Genomic DNA, 18,197 nt, shown 5'->3' with positions numbered 1-18,197 from the left:
TTTGTAATAAATAAAGCCTCTTATCTTGGTTAACCGTTTAACTTCATGAGGACACTTTATGCGCATTTAGAGCTGTTACAGCCATATTAAACTATATTTATACCCCCACACCAGACCCAAAAATACCTCGTCAAGTGCTCTTTTTCTGCTCAAATAATCTGAAAGAACTATCGATTGATATTCTAACATCACATATAGGTAAAGTAATTATAAATATTGGACTATTTTTTATAGTTTTTTGTACAGTTAAATCTATGATATAGATATAAAAAGAATGCATTCAAAAAGGTATGACCGAAGCCATACCTTTCCATAATTATATCCTTGTGCTTACTATGAATATTTAACAGCTATAACGTTCATGCTGACATTTTCTCAAGTGAGAAGAAATCCATCTTCTCATTAAGTGTTTCAGCCATATCACGAAGATCATTAGCCGCATTGCTTATAAGCGCAAATGTAGAATTAAGCTCTTCCATTGAAGCATTTGTTTCCTCAGTAGATGCTGCATTCTGCTGAGAAATAGCTGAAAGCTCTGAAATAATATCAGTAAAGCTTGCCTTAAGCTGGTTAAGGAGATGAATCTTTTCAGAAATCATTCTGGTTGAGTTATCAACGTTATTTACATTGGATACAACAACATCCATATCATCCTTTGTAGATGTAAGCTGTGCGTTCTGCTCCTGCATGCTTTCGCCAAGTCTCTGCATAGTCTCAACACTCTTTTTTGATTCTGCTACAAGAGTCTCAACTATCTGCTTGATTGAAACAGCAGCCTTCTTTGACTCTGAAGAAAGAATACCGATTTCTGAAGCAACAACTGAGAATCCCTTACCATAGTCTCCTGCTCTTGCAGCTTCTATTGTTGCATTAAGAGAAAGAAGATGTGTCTGCTCTGCTATCTCTGTGATCACATTTGACGCCTCGGCAATGTCCATAACTGAATCATTTGTAAGACGAATCTGATCATTGATATCCTTCATGGATGTCATAACATCTTCATTTTTATTCATAAGATCGCTAAGTGTATCAACTGTGCGATTTGCACCTGTTAACATCTCATCTGCAGCAGCTGAGAGACTCTCGATTCTATCTGTAATCTCATCGATACTGTCACCCATCTCATTTGTATTGTTTACAGAGCTTTCCATGCTCTCAGCCTGTGAAGCAGCTCCGCGACTGATATCTTCAACAGCGCATGTAACCTGCTCTGCAACACGTGAAGCTGACTCTGCTGAACTTGCAAGAGTCTCACCTGACTTAGTTACATCTTCAGAAAGCTTCTTTGTAGCGCTGATAACATCCTGAAGCTTGTCACGAACCTGCGCTGAACTTGCAGCAATAACACCAAGCTCGTCCTTACGGTTAAATGTACGATCTTCAATATAGAATGAAAGCTCACCATCTTCCAGCTTCTTAAGACCATCTGTGATGTCTTTGATGGAATTTGAAGTTTTTGTGATAAGAATACGTGCAACTATAAGATTAAATACAAAGAATATCAAAAATGTTGCTATTATTGCTAAACTTGCAGCTCTCATGTTACCGTCAACAATTGTTGTATCACGGCCGGCAAAAATCATACCAATAACTGAGCCATCAGCGTTTTTAAGAGGAAGATAATATGCATACCAGTTCTGATTTGCGATTTCAAAATTAGCAGCAAGATACTCATCACCTTTTCTTAATACTTCATCTACTACAACGTCTGATGCCTTAGTGCCTTCCATACGCACCCCTGTTTCAGCATCTTTAAGTGAAGTAATATAACGTGTATCACCAAAGAATACAGTATAGTGCATACCTGTCTTTCTATTAAGTTCATCAAGCTGTCCCTGATACAAATCATGTACAGGTGTCTCACCCTTTAAGAGCTGACCATCTTCTCCCAATGTCCAGTCTCCTGAAATCTGATTGGATAATTCATCTTCCAAAAGGATAGCTGCAGCATGCAAGCCTTCCTGGAAGGAAGTGAAATAAGCCTTCTTAATATGATTAAAGCCAATAAGGCCTATGAAAAATGACATAAGCAGTGCAAGGATAGAGGCTATGATAATAATACGACGGACCATGTTTCTACTTTTTGTGTTCATAAAATACCTTTCCGATTGTCATTTGCAATCTTGAATAAAAAAAACGGTGCATTTGCCTTATAGAAACAGTAACGGCATTTCTATAACGCAAGTAGTTATAGCCACATATAATCATGTGACCAGATTTTTGCAGGCAGGATAACTCTACCGCGATACATTTTTGCTTCAAGAAGAATAATCTCTTAAAAAGCAAAAAAAGCATGGAATCATGTCCCATGCTTCAAATCTTAGTATTTAAGATGCAACTGGCTGACATTTTAAAGTCCCTATAGCTTTGCGCCACAGGCTTTCACCTGCTTTGCCCTGAATATTACAAATTGGAATTATAATTGAGAGTATTAGCTTGTGCAATAAAATATTATATAGGATTTAATTTTTCTACCATATGTTACATGTGTTACCCTAAAACTACTATCTATTTGTTAAAAATGTATAAAATTTATATAAAATTTTTACTATGTTAACTTTAGACAACAAAATTAATCCGGCCCATGCTTCCCTGTCTTTCTGTAATTGCCTTATCTGTGACGTTATCATATACTAACAATATTAGCGTCAATTACTATTCTTACAGAATCAGGGCAGTATTTATAAAAAAATTCTAAATTCACATATTTGCATAGTAATAATAATTTTTAGAGCTATTTATAAATTTTTAAGCCTTCCGATGCAGAATCTACACAATTTGTGACTATGCTTTATACAACATAAGAAGTGTGTGCATTTTTACATTTTGAGGTATTTATCATGAAACCATATGATAATAAAGATAAAATCATAGATACTATAGAATATAACGGAAAGTACAGAAATGTGAGCGACATCAGAAACAGAATACTCGCTGCCGTTGGTACGATTGTTCTTGTCGCAGTTTTCATTACTCTTCCTATACTTGTACTGTGAGTCTTAATATGAAAAAAACAAATGAAATAAGCTACAACATAACTGAAGATCAGATCCGGTATATCCAGGAGCATACTTTCAATATGCTCTACCAAGACACCATGTACTGGTTGTTTACAGAAAGAATGGCTATGTATTTACCGTTCCTGCAGAAAAAGAAGGAATCACTTATTTCTCTGCAGGAACTACTTACATATTGCAAAAATCACTATATTGAAGTTTATCCTATGCCCTTTAAAAAGGGAAAACTCCGTACAGCTATTGCTTCTTATATTGAGTCCTATAAGATGTACCGCGATGGATTACTCATAAAAAGCAATAAGGTTGCACGTCTTATAGTAGAATACTCCAAATTCTGCCTCGCAAATTTCCCGGCTGTTTAATTGTTATCTTTATCAATGGTAACATTCACTCCGTCCCCGCTAAGGTTAATGTTCTTGTTAACCTTGGCATCATACGTGCCGGCTCTCATGATTTCTGTGAAATCAACACCTGTTGCCTCTGACATGGTATCAAATACCTGCTTCATAACAATCGGCATGTTTCCTGAAATCTGACTTGCACCATTTGAGCCATCCCCTGTTCCATAGATGTTAATCTTATCAATCTGTGAAAGAGGCTTAGCAATCTCAGCAGCCATCTGAGGCATGATTTTGATCATCATCTCAGCCATAGCAGCTCCGTTGTACTTCTTGTATGCTTCCGCTTTTTTCTCCATAGCTTCTGCTTCCGCGATACCTTTTGCTCTGATTGCTTCAGCTTCTGCCTTACCTTTTGCAGCGATACCTGCAGCCTCAGCATCATATTTTGCCTTGATACCTGCAGCTTCCTGTTCTGCAGCGTACTTCTGAGCTTCAGCCTGTGCCTTCTTTGCATCAGCCTCACGCTCCTGCTCGTACTTGGCAGCCTCAGCCTTTTTCTGTCTCTGAACCAGCTCTGCTTCAGCCTTTTTCTCAGCCTGATATTTCTCAGCATCAGCCTTCTTCTCAATTTCAGCGGCAAGTTCCTGCTGTTTTACAATAACTTCCTTCTGTTTAAGTTCTGCTTCACGTTCAGCCTTTGCAATCTGAGCATTAACAGTTGCTGTCTGAATTGACTTCTGCTGTTCCTGAGTCTGAATCTCATAAGCTGCATCAGCTACAGCGCTTGCTGTATCAGCTTCTCTCTTAAGTTCTGCCTGCTTGATGGCAAGTGCATTGTTTTTTTCAGCAATCTCTGTCTGTGCAAGAACTCTTGCATCATTAGCTGCCTTGTCAGCCTCAGCTTTTGCTATAGCCACGTCCCTGTCAGCCTGAGCTTTCGCAATTGCTGCATCCTTCTTGATCTTAGCTGTGTTATCCATACCAAGATCACTGATAAGACCATTTTCATCTGTTACATTCTGGATGTTACAGGAAAGAATCTCGATACCAAGCTTATTCATGTCTCTTGAAGCCTTCTCCATAACCTGATCTGAGAAGCTGTCTCTATCGGTATTGATAGTCTTAAGAGCCAAAGTACCGATAATCTCACGCATATTACCCTGCAGTGAATCCTGAAGATCCATAGTAATCTGCTCAGGAGACTTGTTTAAGAAGTTCTTAGCAGCGAGTTGAATTGCTTCAGGAGTTGTTCCGATCCTTACCTTTGCTACTGCATCAACATTTACATTGATGAAGTCATTGGTAGGAACAGACTGCTCAGTTTTAATGTCTACTGTCATTTGTCCAAGATAGAGTTTATCAACTCTTTCGAGGAATGGAACTTTAACTCCTGCTCTACCAATAAGAATACGTGGAACTCTTCTGATACCGGATATGATGAATGCCTTATCCGGCGGAGCTTTCACATAGCCTGCTGCTATGATAAGAATTGCCAGAATAATAATGGCTGCAATGATGATTGTGACTGTTGTGTTTGTCAACATGGATTTCACCTTCCCTCTTAATAATAATATTGTCTTGTTACAGTTATTATTTTAACAATCTGTACTGAAACAATATATCACAGGTTTGGCGAATTTATGCATTTTATTTTCATCTTTTGGTGACTAATTGCATTATTAAAGGCTGCCACACGAATTACGCATGACAGCCTGAATATTTAAGGGAGGAGCTGTCTGGTTCTAAACCAGACAGCGTTATGAAAAAGATTATTGTTTCTAATTTCATCAAAGGTCTTCGTCCTTCGATATAGTTATCTTAACAGCACTTCCTTAACTCAAATTTAATAGGATGTTAACAGTTTGTGTACTTATTTTGAACAGGGTATGTCACAAACAGCTTAGCCCTAACCACTTTAATTACAGAGTACAACAGAAATGAGATATTGATTTAATCATGCTCTTATAAATCCTTCGTCTGATTCAGGCATAATGTCTGATGTATATCTTTCAACTCTCATGTGAAGATCATATTTTTCACGCAATTCAATTATATTTTTCATCATCGGTGATTCATGATGAATATCAATCGCCTCCTGGTTGTCCCACGCATCGATCAGTAGCACTGTTTCCGGATCATTCATAGGGAAAAAGTATTCATATCTGACATTTCCCTTTTCAGAACGTATTTTTTGCGCAGTACCACTTTTCTCCATATCCTCTGCAAACTTGCGTGCACTTCCATTAGTTCCTGTGTAATAAATATTTACCGTGATCATATTCTCTCCTTTTACAAAAAAATGTGCTTAAGTGAACGGAAACATGTTTACCTTTAAGAAGTCCCTGAAGCCCTGCCGCGAACACAGTTCCGGGTATAGACAAAAGGTATGCTATCGCAAGAATTCTGATAGCTACTATTCCTATTCCCATCATGTGCTCAGAAGCATCAAACAGTTTAAGCATCTGAGTTGGTAGTATTTCAAGTACTGCAAAAAATCCTATATACAATATTATGCCATATGTTTTAGCAATCTTATTAATACCTCCGGTGATAGTCCACTCAAATTTGTCCCATTGACGCCCAAAAAAGCAATAAACGGCAGTCTGATATATAAAAAATATGAAGTACAATCACCTGCAGTTAAGTTCTTTTTGGAGGAAATTCAAAAACTGATTTCTAATGACGTTTGCGATAAATAAATCAGAATTTACTAAAGGTTTGAAAAGCCCAGTACAAACAACGCTCAGTTGAGAATGTCCGGGCGCAATACCGAATAATGATTTCATTGAGTTTTACATTTTTTTCATCGCTTCAGAAAAATCAATCTGATACTGCTCGCGTTCTTTTCGGATAGTTTCTAAAAGTTCTTCATCCTGACCTGCATCAAAGGCTCTTTGCCAGACTAGCTGGTCCAAAGCCTTCCGGGTCTTTATCACTACCTGAGTATATTCAGGACCGATCATCAGAAGAGAAAGAGCTTCGTCGCTGCTTAAAAAGCCGCTTCCAATAATCCCCAGAGTATCAAATAATGTATCATTGGCGATGGGACCTATCACTATATCAGCAGGCAGAGTATCCTCAAGACGCCTGTTTTTCATGATTTTTTCAAACCAATCAGCATTCCTTGACAGACGGATGATCTCAAGACCATTTTCATCAAGTTCGTATTCGTTTATAAGTGAATCCTTTACAGCCCATCTTCTGGAAAACTCCAGGTCAGAAGATAAGTAGAAACCTTGCCCAAAGTCCGCATTTTTCCTGCCTCTTGTGAGACTGGGATCTTTAATAATCACATCGCTTGTATGATAGAGTTTCATACAGTTCTCCTTTGAACAATTAATCTATTTCATATTTTCCACAGCATCCTCTGCGGAGCGCATAATAGCATCCACATCAGCGCCATAGATATCCAGGCCGACAGCCTTTATGAGACGTACATCCTCAATGCCATAATAGCTCTGTGCCAGCGCCTTAACATATTCGAAACCGTAAGCTTCAGGGACAAAATTCCCACCTGCTGTAGTCACATAGAATATTCTGGATGCTTTACACAGACCGATAGGAATGCCCTCTTCCGAATACCTGAATGTGATTCCTACGACATTAACCAGCTCCAGATACTGCTTTAACATGGCAGGGAAAGATAAATCCCAAAATGGAGCCGCTATAACAATGCACTCTGCCTCTGCGAAACGACGGGCAAGATCAAACATAGAATTATTAAAGTCGCCCTCTGAAATAAGCTTATCGCGCTTACCAAGATAGTCCTCATTAACAGTAGGAAAAGTAAGACCTTCAAGTCTAACCTCATCATAAGGCTGCTCCAGCTTTTTAAGAAGCTTTTGAGCGAGGATAGCGGTTCTTGATTCTTTTCTTACACAAGCATTAATGTACAATATCGGATTTGCCATATTTTACCTCTAAGCTTGAATCAGTCAACGATCATAGCACAGTTCCATATGAAAAATTGAACCAGAATAGATTATAATGTTTCAATATTATTTTAATGACTATTTATAAGATGAGTGTTGATGTTTTCTTAATTAATTATTAACAATTATTTACCACGCATATTATGTATGGCTGAAAGTCATACTATTTTTATTACTTGATGGAAGCTTTCTTGGATTTTTAATGTAGGAATGTCATAATGTTAGATATAAATGTGAATTGCTTGGAGAGATAATATATGGAACTTAAAAGTCAGGAAATGAGGAAAAAAGCACCGGAAATGGACCCTTTACGCCTGGGAACAGGCTGGTCAAAGGAGGATTTGTCCAAGCCACAGATTTTTATCGAAAGCACTTTTGGTGACAGTCATCCGGGAAGCGGTCATCTTGATAAATTAGTCGAGATGGTGAGAAAAGGCGTAAAGGATGCAGGTGGATTCGGCGCCCGTTATTTCTGCACAGATATGTGCGATGGTGAAAGCCAGGGGACAGATGGCATCAATTATAGTCTTGCCAGCAGGGAGATGATCGCCGGTATGATCGAGATTCAGGCCATGGCAACTCCTTTTGATGCAGGAGTGTTCATTGCAAGCTGTGACAAGGGTGTACCCGGGAATCTTATGGGGATGATGCGAGTTGATATGCCTTCTGTTTTTATCTCCGGAGGAACGATGAATGCAGGCCCTGATATGCTGACTCTTGAACAGCTTGGTATGTATAGCGCAAAGTTTGAAAGAGGAGAAATAGGGAAAGAAGAGTTTGATTTTGCCAAACGTAATGCCTGTCCAAGCTGCGGAGCTTGTTCTTTTGTGGGAACAGCCTCAACTATGCAGATTATGGCAGAGGCTCTGGGATTGTCACTTCCCGGAAGTGCTCTGATGCCAGCCATGTCTGCAGATTTACTGGATTATGCATATGAATCCGGAAAAAGAGCTGCCCTGATAGCTGGAATGGATAACATGAGACCATCCAAAATTGTTACGATGGAAAGCTTTGAAAACGCTATCCTGGTTCATGCTGCAATATCAGGATCCACAAATTGTCTGCTTCATTTACCTGCCATTGCACATGAGCTTGGTATAGAGATAACAGGAGAAACCTTTGACCGATTACACAGAAATGCCCATTACCTTCTGAATGTAAGACCTGCAGGTAAATGGCCTGCAGAGGTTTTCTATTACGCGGGTGGTGTTCCTGCAATAATGGAAGAACTAAGGCCACTTTTACACCTTGATGTCATGACTGTTACAGGTAAGACTCTCGGTGAAAATCTCGATATGTTAAAAAATAACAACTTTTATGAAAAGTGTGCAAAGCTTCTTGCTGCTTTCGGAGAAAGATATGGTGTGAAGATTTCAAAGGAGGATGTAATAAGGCCCTATGACAATGCGATAGGAACGGATGGAAGCATTGCAATCCTTAAAGGGAATCTTGCGCCTGAAGGGGCTGTTATAAAGCATACAGCCTGCCCTAAAGAGATGTTTAAGGCTATATTGACTGCAAGACCTTTCGACTCAGAAGAGGAATGCCTTGATTCAGTGCTTCACCACAGGGTTAATAAGTCAGATGCGGTATTTATCCGATATGAAGGCCCTAAGGGTAGTGGAATGCCTGAAATGTTCTACACATCCGAGGCAATTAGCTCTGATAAAGAGCTTGGTAAAACTATCGCACTTATTACAGATGGAAGATTCTCCGGTGCATCCACCGGCCCGGTGATCGGTCATTGCTCCCCGGAGGCTGCAGATGGTGGTCCCATTGCACTTGTGGAAGAAGGAGACCTCATAGAACTGGATGTATTTGAGAGAAAGCTCAATATCATCGGTGTAAAAGGTGAACGCAAAACCGAGAAGGAAATTGAAGACATTCTTATTGAGAGAAAGAAAAGCTGGAAACCCAAAGATATGAAATATAAAAAGGGTGTTTTGAAGCTCTTTAGTGAACATGCCGTAAGCCCAATGAAAGGGGCATATATGGAATGAATCACTAAAGCCGACTGCATTGGAAGATGGTGTTTATCTCACACCATCTCCTCCACTTTTCATCAGTTCATTTCTCTTATGAGATTCACCATCTCTATGGCTCCCTGAGCACATTCAAAGCCCTTATTTCCAGCCTTTGTACCTGCTCTCTCCACTGCCTGTTCAATGGTATCCGTGGTAAGAACTCCAAACATTACAGGAACTTCCGAATTCAGACTCACCTGCGCAATGCCCTTTGATACCTCAGAGCAAACGTAGTCATAGTGGGAGGTCGCTCCGCGGATTACTGCTCCAAGGCAGATTACAGCATCATATTTCTTGCTGTCAGCCATCTTTTTAGCAATAAGCGGAATCTCAAAAGCCCCGGGAACCCATGCCACCTCAATATCCTCTTCCTTTACATTTTCACGCTTAAGGCCATCAATTGCACATCCAAGGAGCTTGGATGTGATAAACTCGTTGAACCTCGCCACAACAATGCCGACCTTAACGCCTTCTGATACCAGTTTTCCTTCATAGATTTTCATACAATTACACCTCCAGTAAGTGACCCATGCGGATCTTCTTTGTTTTTAGATAAAAAATGTCATAGCTGTTAGCTTTTATCTCAATCGGAACTCTTTTTGAAATCTCAATTCCATAATCCTCCAGCTGATAAACCTTGTCAGGATTATTCGTAAGCAGCTCCAGAGAATGAATTCCCATATCTCTCAAAATCTGAGCGCCTGTATAATATTCTCTAAGGTCTCCGGGGAAACCAAGGGCTATATTGGCATCAAGGGTATCCATTCCGCCATCCTGAAGCTTATAGGCTTTGAGCTTATTAACAAGGCCGATTCCTCTGCCCTCCTGTCTCATATACAAAAGCACTCCTCTGCCATTTTGGGCAATTGCCTTCATAGCAGCATCAAACTGCTGTCCGCAGTCACATCTAAGGGAGCCAAATACATCTCCTGTAAGGCACTCTGAGTGCACTCTGCAGAGGACATCTTTGCCGTCACTTATATCTCCGAGTACCAGTGCTACGTGATGCTCGCCGTTTAGCTTGTTGATATAGCAGTGCGCCGTGAATTCTCCATATTTTGTTGGCATTTTTGCAATCGCAACACACTCAACAAGTTTGTCGTATACCTTTCTATATTCCACCATCTGAGGAATAGTAATAAAAGTGATTCCCATGCGCTCAGCAAGCTTTCTAAGGTCATCTCCTCTCATCATTGTGCCGTCATCTGCCATGATTTCACAGCAAAGACCGCATTCCTTAAGTCCTGCAAGTTTCATGAGATCTACTGTCGCCTCAGTATGGCCGGGGCGCTCTATAACTCCGCCCTTTTTAGCAACAAGAGGAAACATGTGTCCGGGTCTTCTGAAATGCATAGGATTTACATCATCCTGCACGCAGCTTCTGGCTGTAAGTCCCCTCTCCGCAGCTGATATTCCGGTGGTTGTTCCTACATAATCAATTGAAGTCATGAAGGCTGTCTCATGATTATCAGTGTTATGACTTACCATAGGCGAAAGTGCGAGCTTTACTGATATTTCCTCACTCATGGGCATGCATATAAGCCCCTTTCCCACAGTTGCCATTAGATTAACGTTTTCTGTAGTCGCATATTCTGCTGCACAGATGAAATCTCCCTCATTTTCTCTGCCTTCGTCATCCATCACCAGGATAACCTTTCCATTTTGTAAATCTTTTATCGCTTTTTCGATTAGTTCTTTTTCCATATATTCCCTTCCTTAAAGCAAGTAATCAATATCCGTTTGCCATCAGAAATTCTTTGGTCAGACCGCTTTTTTGCGCACCTTCAACAAATTTCTTTACATATTTACCGACTACATCATTTTCAAGATTAACAGTGTCTCCATTTTTTCTATGCCCTAACACCGTTTCCTTTAAGGTATGAGGTATTATTGACACTTTGAAGCTGTTACTTGTCACATCTGCAACGGTAAGGCTTATTCCATCAATAGCAACAGAGCCTTTTTCAACTATTCCGTCAAGAATCTTTTTGTCTGTACTTATTTCAAACCAGACAGCATTTCCATCCTGCCTTATACTCTTTATTTTTCCTGTTCCATCTATATGTCCGCTGACGATATGGCCTCCAAACCTTCCATTTGCAGGCATCGCCCTCTCAAGGTTGACAAAACTCCCACTAACCAGCGCTCCAAGCCCTGATCTGGAGAAGGTTTCATTCATAACATCCGCTACAAAATAGCCGTTGCCATGATCAACTACCGTCAGACAAACTCCATTGACAGCAATACTGTCTCCCAAATGAATGTCATCAAGTATTTTGTTGCAACCGATAAAAATCTGCTGTTCCTTACTTCCTCTGGTTATTCTCTGAACTTTTCCAAGCTCTTCCACAATACCTGTAAACACTAGTAAATCACCTCGTTTTCTATAACAAGATCATTTCCGCACCAGCTGCTATTAACAGGATTCAGCTTTATGGCATTTCCTATGTCGCTAATGCCTACACCTTCAACAGGAGATTTACTTCTTCCTCCAAATATCTTTGGCGCCATGTGGATGTGAACCTCATCGACAATCCTGCTCTCAAGTGCGCTGAAGTTCACGGTTCCACCACCTTCAAGTAAGACACTGTCGATGCCGATTTTTCCAATTTCCTTCATAAGGTAATTCAGATCTATTCCATTCTTTCCCTGAGGAACCCTTAAAACTCTGCATCCACGCTTCTCATACTCTGCGATTTTGACATCATCCTCTGATGAAGTCGCAATGATTGTCTCCCCCTCATTTGCAGTTTTTACAACAACAGAATCCAGCGGTGTTCTGAGATTTGAATCACAAATGATCCTTACAGGATCTTTTGAAGGCTCGTCAAGTCTGCAGTTAAGGCTTGGATCATCAGCTATAACCGTAGATACACCAACCATTATTCCTGAGAGATTTTTCCTTAGCCTGTGTACATTTTCTCTTGCTTCATCCCCGGTTATCCATTTGGACTCTCCTGAGGTAGTGGCAATCTTGCCATCCGCAGTCATGGCATACTTCATAACCACGTACGGAAGCTTTGTAGTCATATATTTGTTGAAAACGCGGTTAAGTCTTCTGCATTCTTTTTCAAGAACTCCCACTTCTACTCTGATTCCGTTATCAGCAAGGATTTTAGCGCCTTTCCCTGCTACAAGTGGGTTCACATCAAGCGTTCCTATAACTACTCTGGATATCCCGCTTTCAATAATTGCCTCTGTACAAGGCGGTGTTTTTCCATAGTGACAGCAGGGCTCCAAAGTAACGTATATTGTGGCGCCTTTTGGCGATTCCTTGCAGTTTTTAAGGGCATTTCTCTCAGCGTGTAGACCGCCGTACTGTTCATGGTAGCCTTCACCTATGATTTTCCCGTTTTTCACAATTACAGCTCCTACCATTGGATTAGGATTAACAAATCCTGCGCCCTTTTTTGCAAGTGTAAGAGCTCGTTCCATGAAGCTTTTGTCTTCCATTTCTCCTCCTTTTCCTTACTTCATGCTCCACCAGTGCCAAATGGACTTGCATGACTCGCACTAAGTTGCAAATAGCTCAGTGCAGAACAAAGAGTCGCTCGCGACTCTTTGCGCGCTGGTGCGCGCAGGCTTTAGCTTGCAAAATTCATCTGCGCACCAGTCGCATCCATAGCGGAGCGCTTTTTATTCAATAGGAAATCCGAAGGAATTTCTATTGAATAAAATAAGCCCCGGAAATAACTCCGGGGCAAACATGTTATATAAAACAAAAAACTCTGAGATATACAATCTCAGAGCAAATGTTCCTGGATTCCCGTTTTTATTCAGAAAAATTGGAATCAATACAAATATAACACTAATCTTCTTCCATCCAGACTATACTGTCGGCTTCGGAATCACACCGAATCTTGCCTTACGGCTCGTGGGCTATACCACCGGTAGGGACTTGCACCCTGCCCTGAAGATGCTATTCAATTGTGTACATGATACATCACAGTACCGCGTCAGTCAACTAAATTTTTTTATTCACGCCATGACACGAGCCAGAGGGGATTGGACAAAAAAGATGTTGACACGGGTGTGTTATAAGTGTATATATAACACATAAACAGTTATAAGTAACAATGTTTTTCTATCAGGAGGAAAAATGAAAATATTGCAATCGTCGGGAGTCCCGATTTATCAACAGATTGCTGATAGCTTCAGGACCGACATACTTGAAGGTAAGCTGCAACAGGGAGAGTATCTGCCTTCCATACGCGGACTTGCCAAGGACCTTAAGATTAGTGTTATCACTACTCTTAAGGCATACGAGCAGTTGGAACAGGAGGGGCTTGTTACAGCGGTTCAGGGCAAGGGATATTATGTTAATGCCCAGGACACACAAATGCTCATGGAGCAGCACCGGCGCAAGGTTGAGGATGCTTTATTAAGCGCAATCTACTCAGCCAAGCTCGCAGGTATGACTCAGGAAGAGCTTGTTGACACATTACAGACGCTATTGAGACTGGATGTTATGTGAAATCAATCATGCAAACATTATACTGACCTAAGGAATCAACGCAAACGATACTCCTTAGGACATTTGGAGGGATGAATTATGGAATGCAACTATGTTTTAGAGGGACAAAACATCATTAAGAAGTATAAGAATTTCACTTTGGATATTGAGAATCTGCAGATTCCCAAGGGCTTTGCCACAGCGCTCATAGGCGAGAACGGAGCCGGCAAAACTACCCTTCTTGATATCCTTGCCGGAATAAAGCTTGATTACAAAGGTAATTTAAAGTTTTTCGGACAGTACAATGATAAAGACAGAGAGAAGGATTCTGCTGTAAAAAGCAGAATCGGTTATACAGGAACAAATAATTATTTCTTCCCGCATTGGACTTTAAATCAGGTAGAAGATCTCCAGGAGCTGCTGTTTGACAATTTTCACATTGACAGATACAGAGAATTATGCAGAGAACTTGCACTCTACACCGGTGCTTCTTTTGAAAAGAACAGGAAGGTCAGCAGCCTCTCTGATGGTAACAGAGTTAAGCTGATGCTTGCCGGAGTCCTTGCAAGAGACACCGATCTTCTTCTTTTGGATGAGCCTGCATCTCCTCTTGATCCTCTTATGAGAGACAAGCTCTGCAACATGCTCAGAGACTATCTTAACGAGAACGAGGGTGAAAAGAGTGTACTGTTCTCCACCCATAACATCACTGATATGGAGAGCATCACCGACTACGTAATAATAGTTGAACAGGGAAAAATCGTAGAGCAGGGATTTGTTGAGGATCTTAAAGAAAAATATATCGTTGTAAAGGGAGAGAAACAAGACGAAAGCTACGCTTCCAAGATCATCCAGAACATTTCCTCAAACTCCTTTGGATTTGAAGGAATCTGCCTGTCAGATGATCTCGATAAGCTTTCAGGCATGGATATCGCTGTTGAGAGGCCGACGCTTTCTCAGATTTCAGTACATGTCATGAAAAAATACTCTATCCTTGGGAAAAACGATGTTGATAAGAGGGCCGCATCATGATCCAGACAATAAAAACTTACAATCTATTTCATAGCATATGGGATAAGCTTATTTTTGGATTTGCTGTTCCTGTGGTGATTATACTGTTTCACGCTCTGGTCTCTTTAGAATTAGCGGAGATGACAATTACCTTTACGGTTGTATATACAATGTATTCAGAGGTCATGAGGGATTATTTTATCTTTAACGGTATTTATTCCAGGGACTCACATCATTTAATCCTAAGAAGCTCCTACAATGGAAAAAAGCTCTTTTTAAGAGGTATCATGAGTGAGCATATGCGAAGCCTTATCCACTTATTCGCAGTTGTTATGATATGCACCGTTATAACATCAATTCTAAATAAGCCTGATTTGTATTACATTCCGGTGAACGTGATCATAACACTTACTGCATATGCTCTTTATACTATATCAATAAATATAGTTCGATATTTTGATAATTTTACACTATATCCATTTATTGCAACTCCTTTCATCATCTTAGCTATACTATGCGCCATCGCTTTGACATTCACCGGTATAAAGCTGGGAACTCCTCTGCTGATACTCTTTATTGTATTAGCAGTTGTTCTAAGCATACTGGTTACAGCGTTAAGCTATCTTCATGCTAAGCGCTGCTATGAGAATAGCTTTTATGATAAAGGCAACTGACTTTTTGGTAAGATGAGGTTAAAGAATATGAATACATTTATTAAATGCTTAAAGCTTATAAAATACGGAACTCAGGTAAAAACACAGCTTATATTCATGGCTATTTTTGCAGCGATAGGAATCTTTTTCGAGTTCTTTTCAGACTCGAATACTATGCTGGGAGGATTTTACATTTTCCTGCTCCCTGTAATATTGGGCCAGCTTTTAACAACACTATCAATTTCAGGTCTTGTTCAGTCTTCACCGCTTAAGAAAAAGCTTCAAACCGTCTTCCCTTATATGGTTTCAACTCCTTTTATGGCTCTATCATTGCTTATAATAATTGCGCATCGTGCATTTATGCTGCATACAGGAGTTGAAGGGATGACAGACGCTGAAAATTATACAATGCAGTCAGCATATGTAATGCAATTAGGAATTATGATATTCTTAGCCCTTATATATTTTGCATTTGCTTACAAATTCTTTCTGGTAGCCATGATAATATTTGTTTTATTCACTGTTCCCTCCATAAGTATTTTGTCGAATCCTTTTTTTGGAGCCTATTATTTTATCGGTCAGAATTTTACGGTATCTGTTATTGTAGCTATTTCATTATTTATCATAGGAAATATCCTTTCCTTTATTTTCACAGGCCTATGCTACAAGTACGATATATCTAAATACATGACAAGAAGAATGTTAGGAAAAATGACATGATACTGAATACTTTTAGTGAAAACAATCTTGAAAAGCTTTTATATGAAATTCATATGCCGGACGAAGTGACAAGTGATATCCTGAATTATGCAAAAACAGGCTCCTTCTCTCTTCCGGGAATAGACGAGCTGACACAGCATATTCTCAAATCCCTCGAAAGCAGAGAAAACGGTGAATGGCACAATTTACCTGAAGATATATTCATTGCCACCATGGGCTGCTTTTCCAGATTTGTAAATGAATATAAAGTCTCCTGCAACAGCTATGGCTTTGACAGAGCCTTTTGGACCACCAGGCAGGCAAGTGCAAAGCTATTCCGCATAGGAGAGCTTGAATATGAGTTTGCTGATGATGATGCACATAATATCCATCTCCATATACCTTCCGATGCAAATTTGGATCCGAAGTATCTAAATGACTCTGTCCGTAAGATGAGAACTTTTTTGGAAAAATATTATCCGAAAAGAAAAGATGATCCTGTATGTGTAGATACCTGGCTCTTATCACCGGCTTTAAAGGAGCTTTTACCTGATGGCTCACGCATTCTCTCATTCCAGGCCGCCTTTGATATTACAAAATATGAGCCTGAGGCTATGGATTGCATTGAATGGGTTTTCAAGATTCCAAGTAGCGGAATAGGTAATGTATCAATATCTGATCTTCCGGAAAACACAACCCTTCAGCGAAATATGAAAGAATATCTGCTCCGTGGAAAAAAAGTAGGAATTGCCTATGGTATTCTTGTTCGGGATTTCTAGTAAATATTAATTTAAAAACGCTGCCACATATGACCTATATGTGACAGCGTTTTAATATTTTAGCTTATTCAATTACGAAATATCGATATTCTCTTTTCCTTTGGACACCAATTCCAGTTTCTTCTTTCTGGGAAGCTGCTTTATGTGCCATTCCCGGCTCATAGCTTCTTCTTTTGTGTCAAAGGTTTCAAAATACACAAGCTTAACAGGAAGCCTTGGTTTTGTATATTTTGCGCCCTTTCCGGCATTATGGTCATCGATGCGCTTTTCCAGGTTGTTCGTCCACCCGCAATATAAAGTTCCATCAGCACATTCAACAATATACATGTAGTTCATAGATTATAAGACCATTGAACCTGGCTCAGATCAGATAGCTGTCCATCCTCCATCAATATACAAAATCTGTCCCGTTGTGTAGGAAGAAGCATCAGAAGCAAAATAAAGAACTGCTCCATTAAGCTCTCCTTCTTTACCTGCTCTTCCCATAGGGCAATATGCCTGTGCCACCGGGTCAAATCCACCGGTACTAAGAATATCGTTTGTCATCTCACTTCCGAAATAAGCAGGTCCAATGGCATTGACTGTGATACCTTTTCTTGCCCATTCAACTGCAAGTGACTTTGTGAGCATCTTTACGCCGCCCTTTGCTGCCGTATAAGCAGGCACTGGCCATGTTCCCGGAGGCATAACAACCTCAGAATGAAGTGAACCCACATTCACAATCTTACCATAACCGTTTTTAAGCATTACTTTTCCGACTTCTCGTGCCACATAGAATACAGCATCAAGATTTGTGCCGATTACATTGCGCCATGTGTCATCAGTAAGCTCTTCTGAAGGAGTAGCATCACCTACTCCGGCATTGTTGATCAAAATATCAATCTTGCCAAAATGCTCTTCCACTGCCTTTACCATTTCACGGATCTCATCAGTGTTCAGAACATCACATTTGTGAGCAAAGCACTTAACCCCGAGTGCTTCAATCTCCTTTTTTACAGCTTCAAGCCTTTCCACTCTTCTTGCGCATATAGCGATATCTGCGCCCTGTTCTGCAAGAGCTTTTGCAAACTGTACCCCTAATCCGGAGGAAGCGCCTGTAACCAGTGCTACTTTCCCACTAAGATCAAAATAGTTTTTCATTATACCTCCTTTTAATTGTAACCCCATTAGTTTTTATATTAATAATTCTAATAAGCAGCCATCATGCCGTCAACAATATAATTGGAGGTAATTAAATATTTACCTTCCGCAGGGACAAACAATATATCTTTTTGTGCGTATTCCGATA

20 protein-coding genes and 2 riboswitches are annotated in these 18,197 nt (G+C 40.1%); of the genes, 8 read left to right on the top strand and 12 right to left on the bottom strand.

Translation table 11 applies throughout. From position 1 onward, the window contains the following. Positions 1–359 precede the first annotated feature (359 nt). Entirely contained in the window at positions 360–2,093 is a 1,734-nt protein-coding gene (locus G622_RS0110580) for a methyl-accepting chemotaxis protein (protein ID WP_026510702.1), read from the bottom strand. 237 nt (positions 2,094–2,330) lie between these two features. After that, positions 2,331–2,406, bottom strand: a riboswitch (cyclic di-GMP riboswitch). Positions 2,407–2,840: 434 nt separating this feature from the next. Between G622_RS0110580 and G622_RS25725 the strand changes: the two genes are divergently transcribed. Together G622_RS25725 and G622_RS0110570 are read left to right on the top strand one after the other, a co-directional pair. Beyond that, positions 2,841–2,996 (top strand): hypothetical protein, encoded by a 156-nt coding sequence (locus tag G622_RS25725; RefSeq protein ID WP_155831461.1) that lies wholly within the window; start codon positions 2,841–2,843, stop codon positions 2,994–2,996. Positions 2,997–3,004: 8 nt separating this feature from the next. Then, entirely contained in the window at positions 3,005–3,379 is a 375-nt protein-coding gene (locus G622_RS0110570; RefSeq protein WP_026510701.1) for a hypothetical protein, read from the top strand. Here the strand turns inward: G622_RS0110570 and G622_RS0110565 are convergent. From G622_RS0110565 to G622_RS22515, 5 genes are all read right to left on the bottom strand, one after another. Then, entirely contained in the window at positions 3,376–4,902 is a 1,527-nt protein-coding gene (locus G622_RS0110565; protein WP_196814203.1) for a flotillin family protein, read from the bottom strand. The two genes, G622_RS0110570 and G622_RS0110565, sit on opposite strands and share 4 nt — an antisense overlap. A gap of 410 nt (positions 4,903–5,312) precedes the next feature. Then, entirely contained in the window at positions 5,313–5,636 is a 324-nt protein-coding gene (locus G622_RS0110560) for a putative quinol monooxygenase (protein ID WP_026510699.1), read from the bottom strand. Beyond that, the gene (locus tag G622_RS0110555; RefSeq protein ID WP_155831460.1) at positions 5,602–5,865 is read right to left on the bottom strand and encodes a hypothetical protein; all 264 of its coding nucleotides are present in this window, start codon (positions 5,863–5,865) and stop codon (positions 5,602–5,604) included. The genes G622_RS0110560 and G622_RS0110555 overlap by 35 nt, the downstream gene beginning before the upstream one ends. Before the next feature lie 285 nt (positions 5,866–6,150). Beyond that, on the bottom strand, positions 6,151–6,675 hold the full coding sequence (locus tag G622_RS0110550; protein ID WP_026510697.1) for a DUF3990 domain-containing protein: 525 nt from the start codon (positions 6,673–6,675) through the stop codon (positions 6,151–6,153). Between the two features lie 24 nt (positions 6,676–6,699). Beyond that, positions 6,700–7,269, bottom strand: a complete 570-nt coding sequence (locus tag G622_RS22515; RefSeq protein WP_044957486.1) for an NAD(P)H-dependent oxidoreductase — start codon at positions 7,267–7,269, stop codon at positions 6,700–6,702. 278 nt (positions 7,270–7,547) lie between these two features. On the opposite strand from G622_RS22515, the gene ilvD reads away from it, so the two are divergent. Continuing rightward, on the top strand, positions 7,548–9,290 hold the full coding sequence (ilvD, locus tag G622_RS0110540) for a dihydroxy-acid dehydratase (protein WP_026510696.1): 1,743 nt from the start codon (positions 7,548–7,550) through the stop codon (positions 9,288–9,290). Positions 9,291–9,352: 62 nt separating this feature from the next. Here the strand turns inward: ilvD and ribH are convergent, their stop codons facing one another. Genes ribH through ribD form a run of 4 tightly spaced genes read right to left on the bottom strand, consistent with a single transcriptional unit; the run spans position 9,353 to position 12,767 of the window. Then, positions 9,353–9,817 (bottom strand): 6,7-dimethyl-8-ribityllumazine synthase, encoded by a 465-nt coding sequence (gene ribH / locus G622_RS0110535; RefSeq protein WP_026510695.1) that lies wholly within the window; start codon positions 9,815–9,817, stop codon positions 9,353–9,355. 4 nt (positions 9,818–9,821) lie between these two features. Next, positions 9,822–11,018, bottom strand: coding sequence for a bifunctional 3,4-dihydroxy-2-butanone-4-phosphate synthase/GTP cyclohydrolase II (locus G622_RS0110530; protein ID WP_026510694.1), 1,197 nt, complete (start codon positions 11,016–11,018; stop codon positions 9,822–9,824). A gap of 25 nt (positions 11,019–11,043) precedes the next feature. Then, complete coding sequence (ribE, locus tag G622_RS0110525; protein ID WP_026510693.1) at positions 11,044–11,679, bottom strand: riboflavin synthase; 636 nt, start codon at positions 11,677–11,679, stop codon at positions 11,044–11,046. After that, the gene (gene ribD / locus G622_RS0110520) at positions 11,679–12,767 is read right to left on the bottom strand and encodes a bifunctional diaminohydroxyphosphoribosylaminopyrimidine deaminase/5-amino-6-(5-phosphoribosylamino)uracil reductase RibD (RefSeq protein WP_026510692.1); all 1,089 of its coding nucleotides are present in this window, start codon (positions 12,765–12,767) and stop codon (positions 11,679–11,681) included. The genes ribE and ribD overlap by 1 nt, the downstream gene beginning before the upstream one ends. 354 nt (positions 12,768–13,121) lie before the next feature. Further along, a riboswitch (FMN riboswitch) is annotated at positions 13,122–13,236 on the bottom strand. A 177-nt stretch (positions 13,237–13,413) separates the two neighbouring features. Between ribD and G622_RS0110515 the strand changes: the two genes are divergently transcribed. The 5 genes from G622_RS0110515 to G622_RS22505 all read left to right on the top strand — a co-directional run bounded on the left by G622_RS0110515 (position 13,414) and on the right by G622_RS22505 (position 16,909). Then, on the top strand, positions 13,414–13,788 hold the full coding sequence (locus G622_RS0110515) for a GntR family transcriptional regulator (protein ID WP_026510691.1): 375 nt from the start codon (positions 13,414–13,416) through the stop codon (positions 13,786–13,788). A gap of 78 nt (positions 13,789–13,866) precedes the next feature. Continuing rightward, positions 13,867–14,799: an ATP-binding cassette domain-containing protein gene (locus G622_RS22510; protein WP_044957484.1), complete on the top strand. Its 933-nt coding sequence runs from the start codon at positions 13,867–13,869 to the stop codon at positions 14,797–14,799. After that, positions 14,796–15,452 carry a hypothetical protein gene (locus G622_RS0110505; protein ID WP_026510690.1) on the top strand — a complete coding sequence of 219 codons (657 nt, stop codon included), beginning with the start codon at positions 14,796–14,798 and terminating at the stop codon, positions 15,450–15,452. Before G622_RS22510 ends, G622_RS0110505 begins: the two co-directional genes overlap by 4 nt. Before the next feature lie 27 nt (positions 15,453–15,479). Beyond that, complete coding sequence (locus tag G622_RS0110500; protein WP_026510689.1) at positions 15,480–16,151, top strand: hypothetical protein; 672 nt, start codon at positions 15,480–15,482, stop codon at positions 16,149–16,151. After that, the gene (locus G622_RS22505) at positions 16,148–16,909 is read left to right on the top strand and encodes an acyltransferase domain-containing protein (protein WP_049945794.1); all 762 of its coding nucleotides are present in this window, start codon (positions 16,148–16,150) and stop codon (positions 16,907–16,909) included. The genes G622_RS0110500 and G622_RS22505 overlap by 4 nt, the downstream gene beginning before the upstream one ends. 72 nt (positions 16,910–16,981) lie before the next feature. On the opposite strand, the gene G622_RS0110490 is transcribed toward G622_RS22505, so the two are convergent. Continuing rightward, positions 16,982–17,245, bottom strand: coding sequence for a GIY-YIG nuclease family protein (locus G622_RS0110490; protein WP_026510688.1), 264 nt, complete (start codon positions 17,243–17,245; stop codon positions 16,982–16,984). A gap of 30 nt (positions 17,246–17,275) precedes the next feature. Further along, complete coding sequence (locus G622_RS0110485; protein WP_026510687.1) at positions 17,276–18,049, bottom strand: SDR family oxidoreductase; 774 nt, start codon at positions 18,047–18,049, stop codon at positions 17,276–17,278. Positions 18,050–18,197 lie beyond the last annotated feature (148 nt).

Origin of the sequence: Butyrivibrio sp. LC3010 (assembly GCF_000424385.1) — a bacterium.
Taxonomy (GTDB): Bacteria; Bacillota; Clostridia; order Lachnospirales; family Lachnospiraceae; genus Butyrivibrio.
This window is presented reverse-complemented; position numbering and strand designations above follow the sequence as displayed.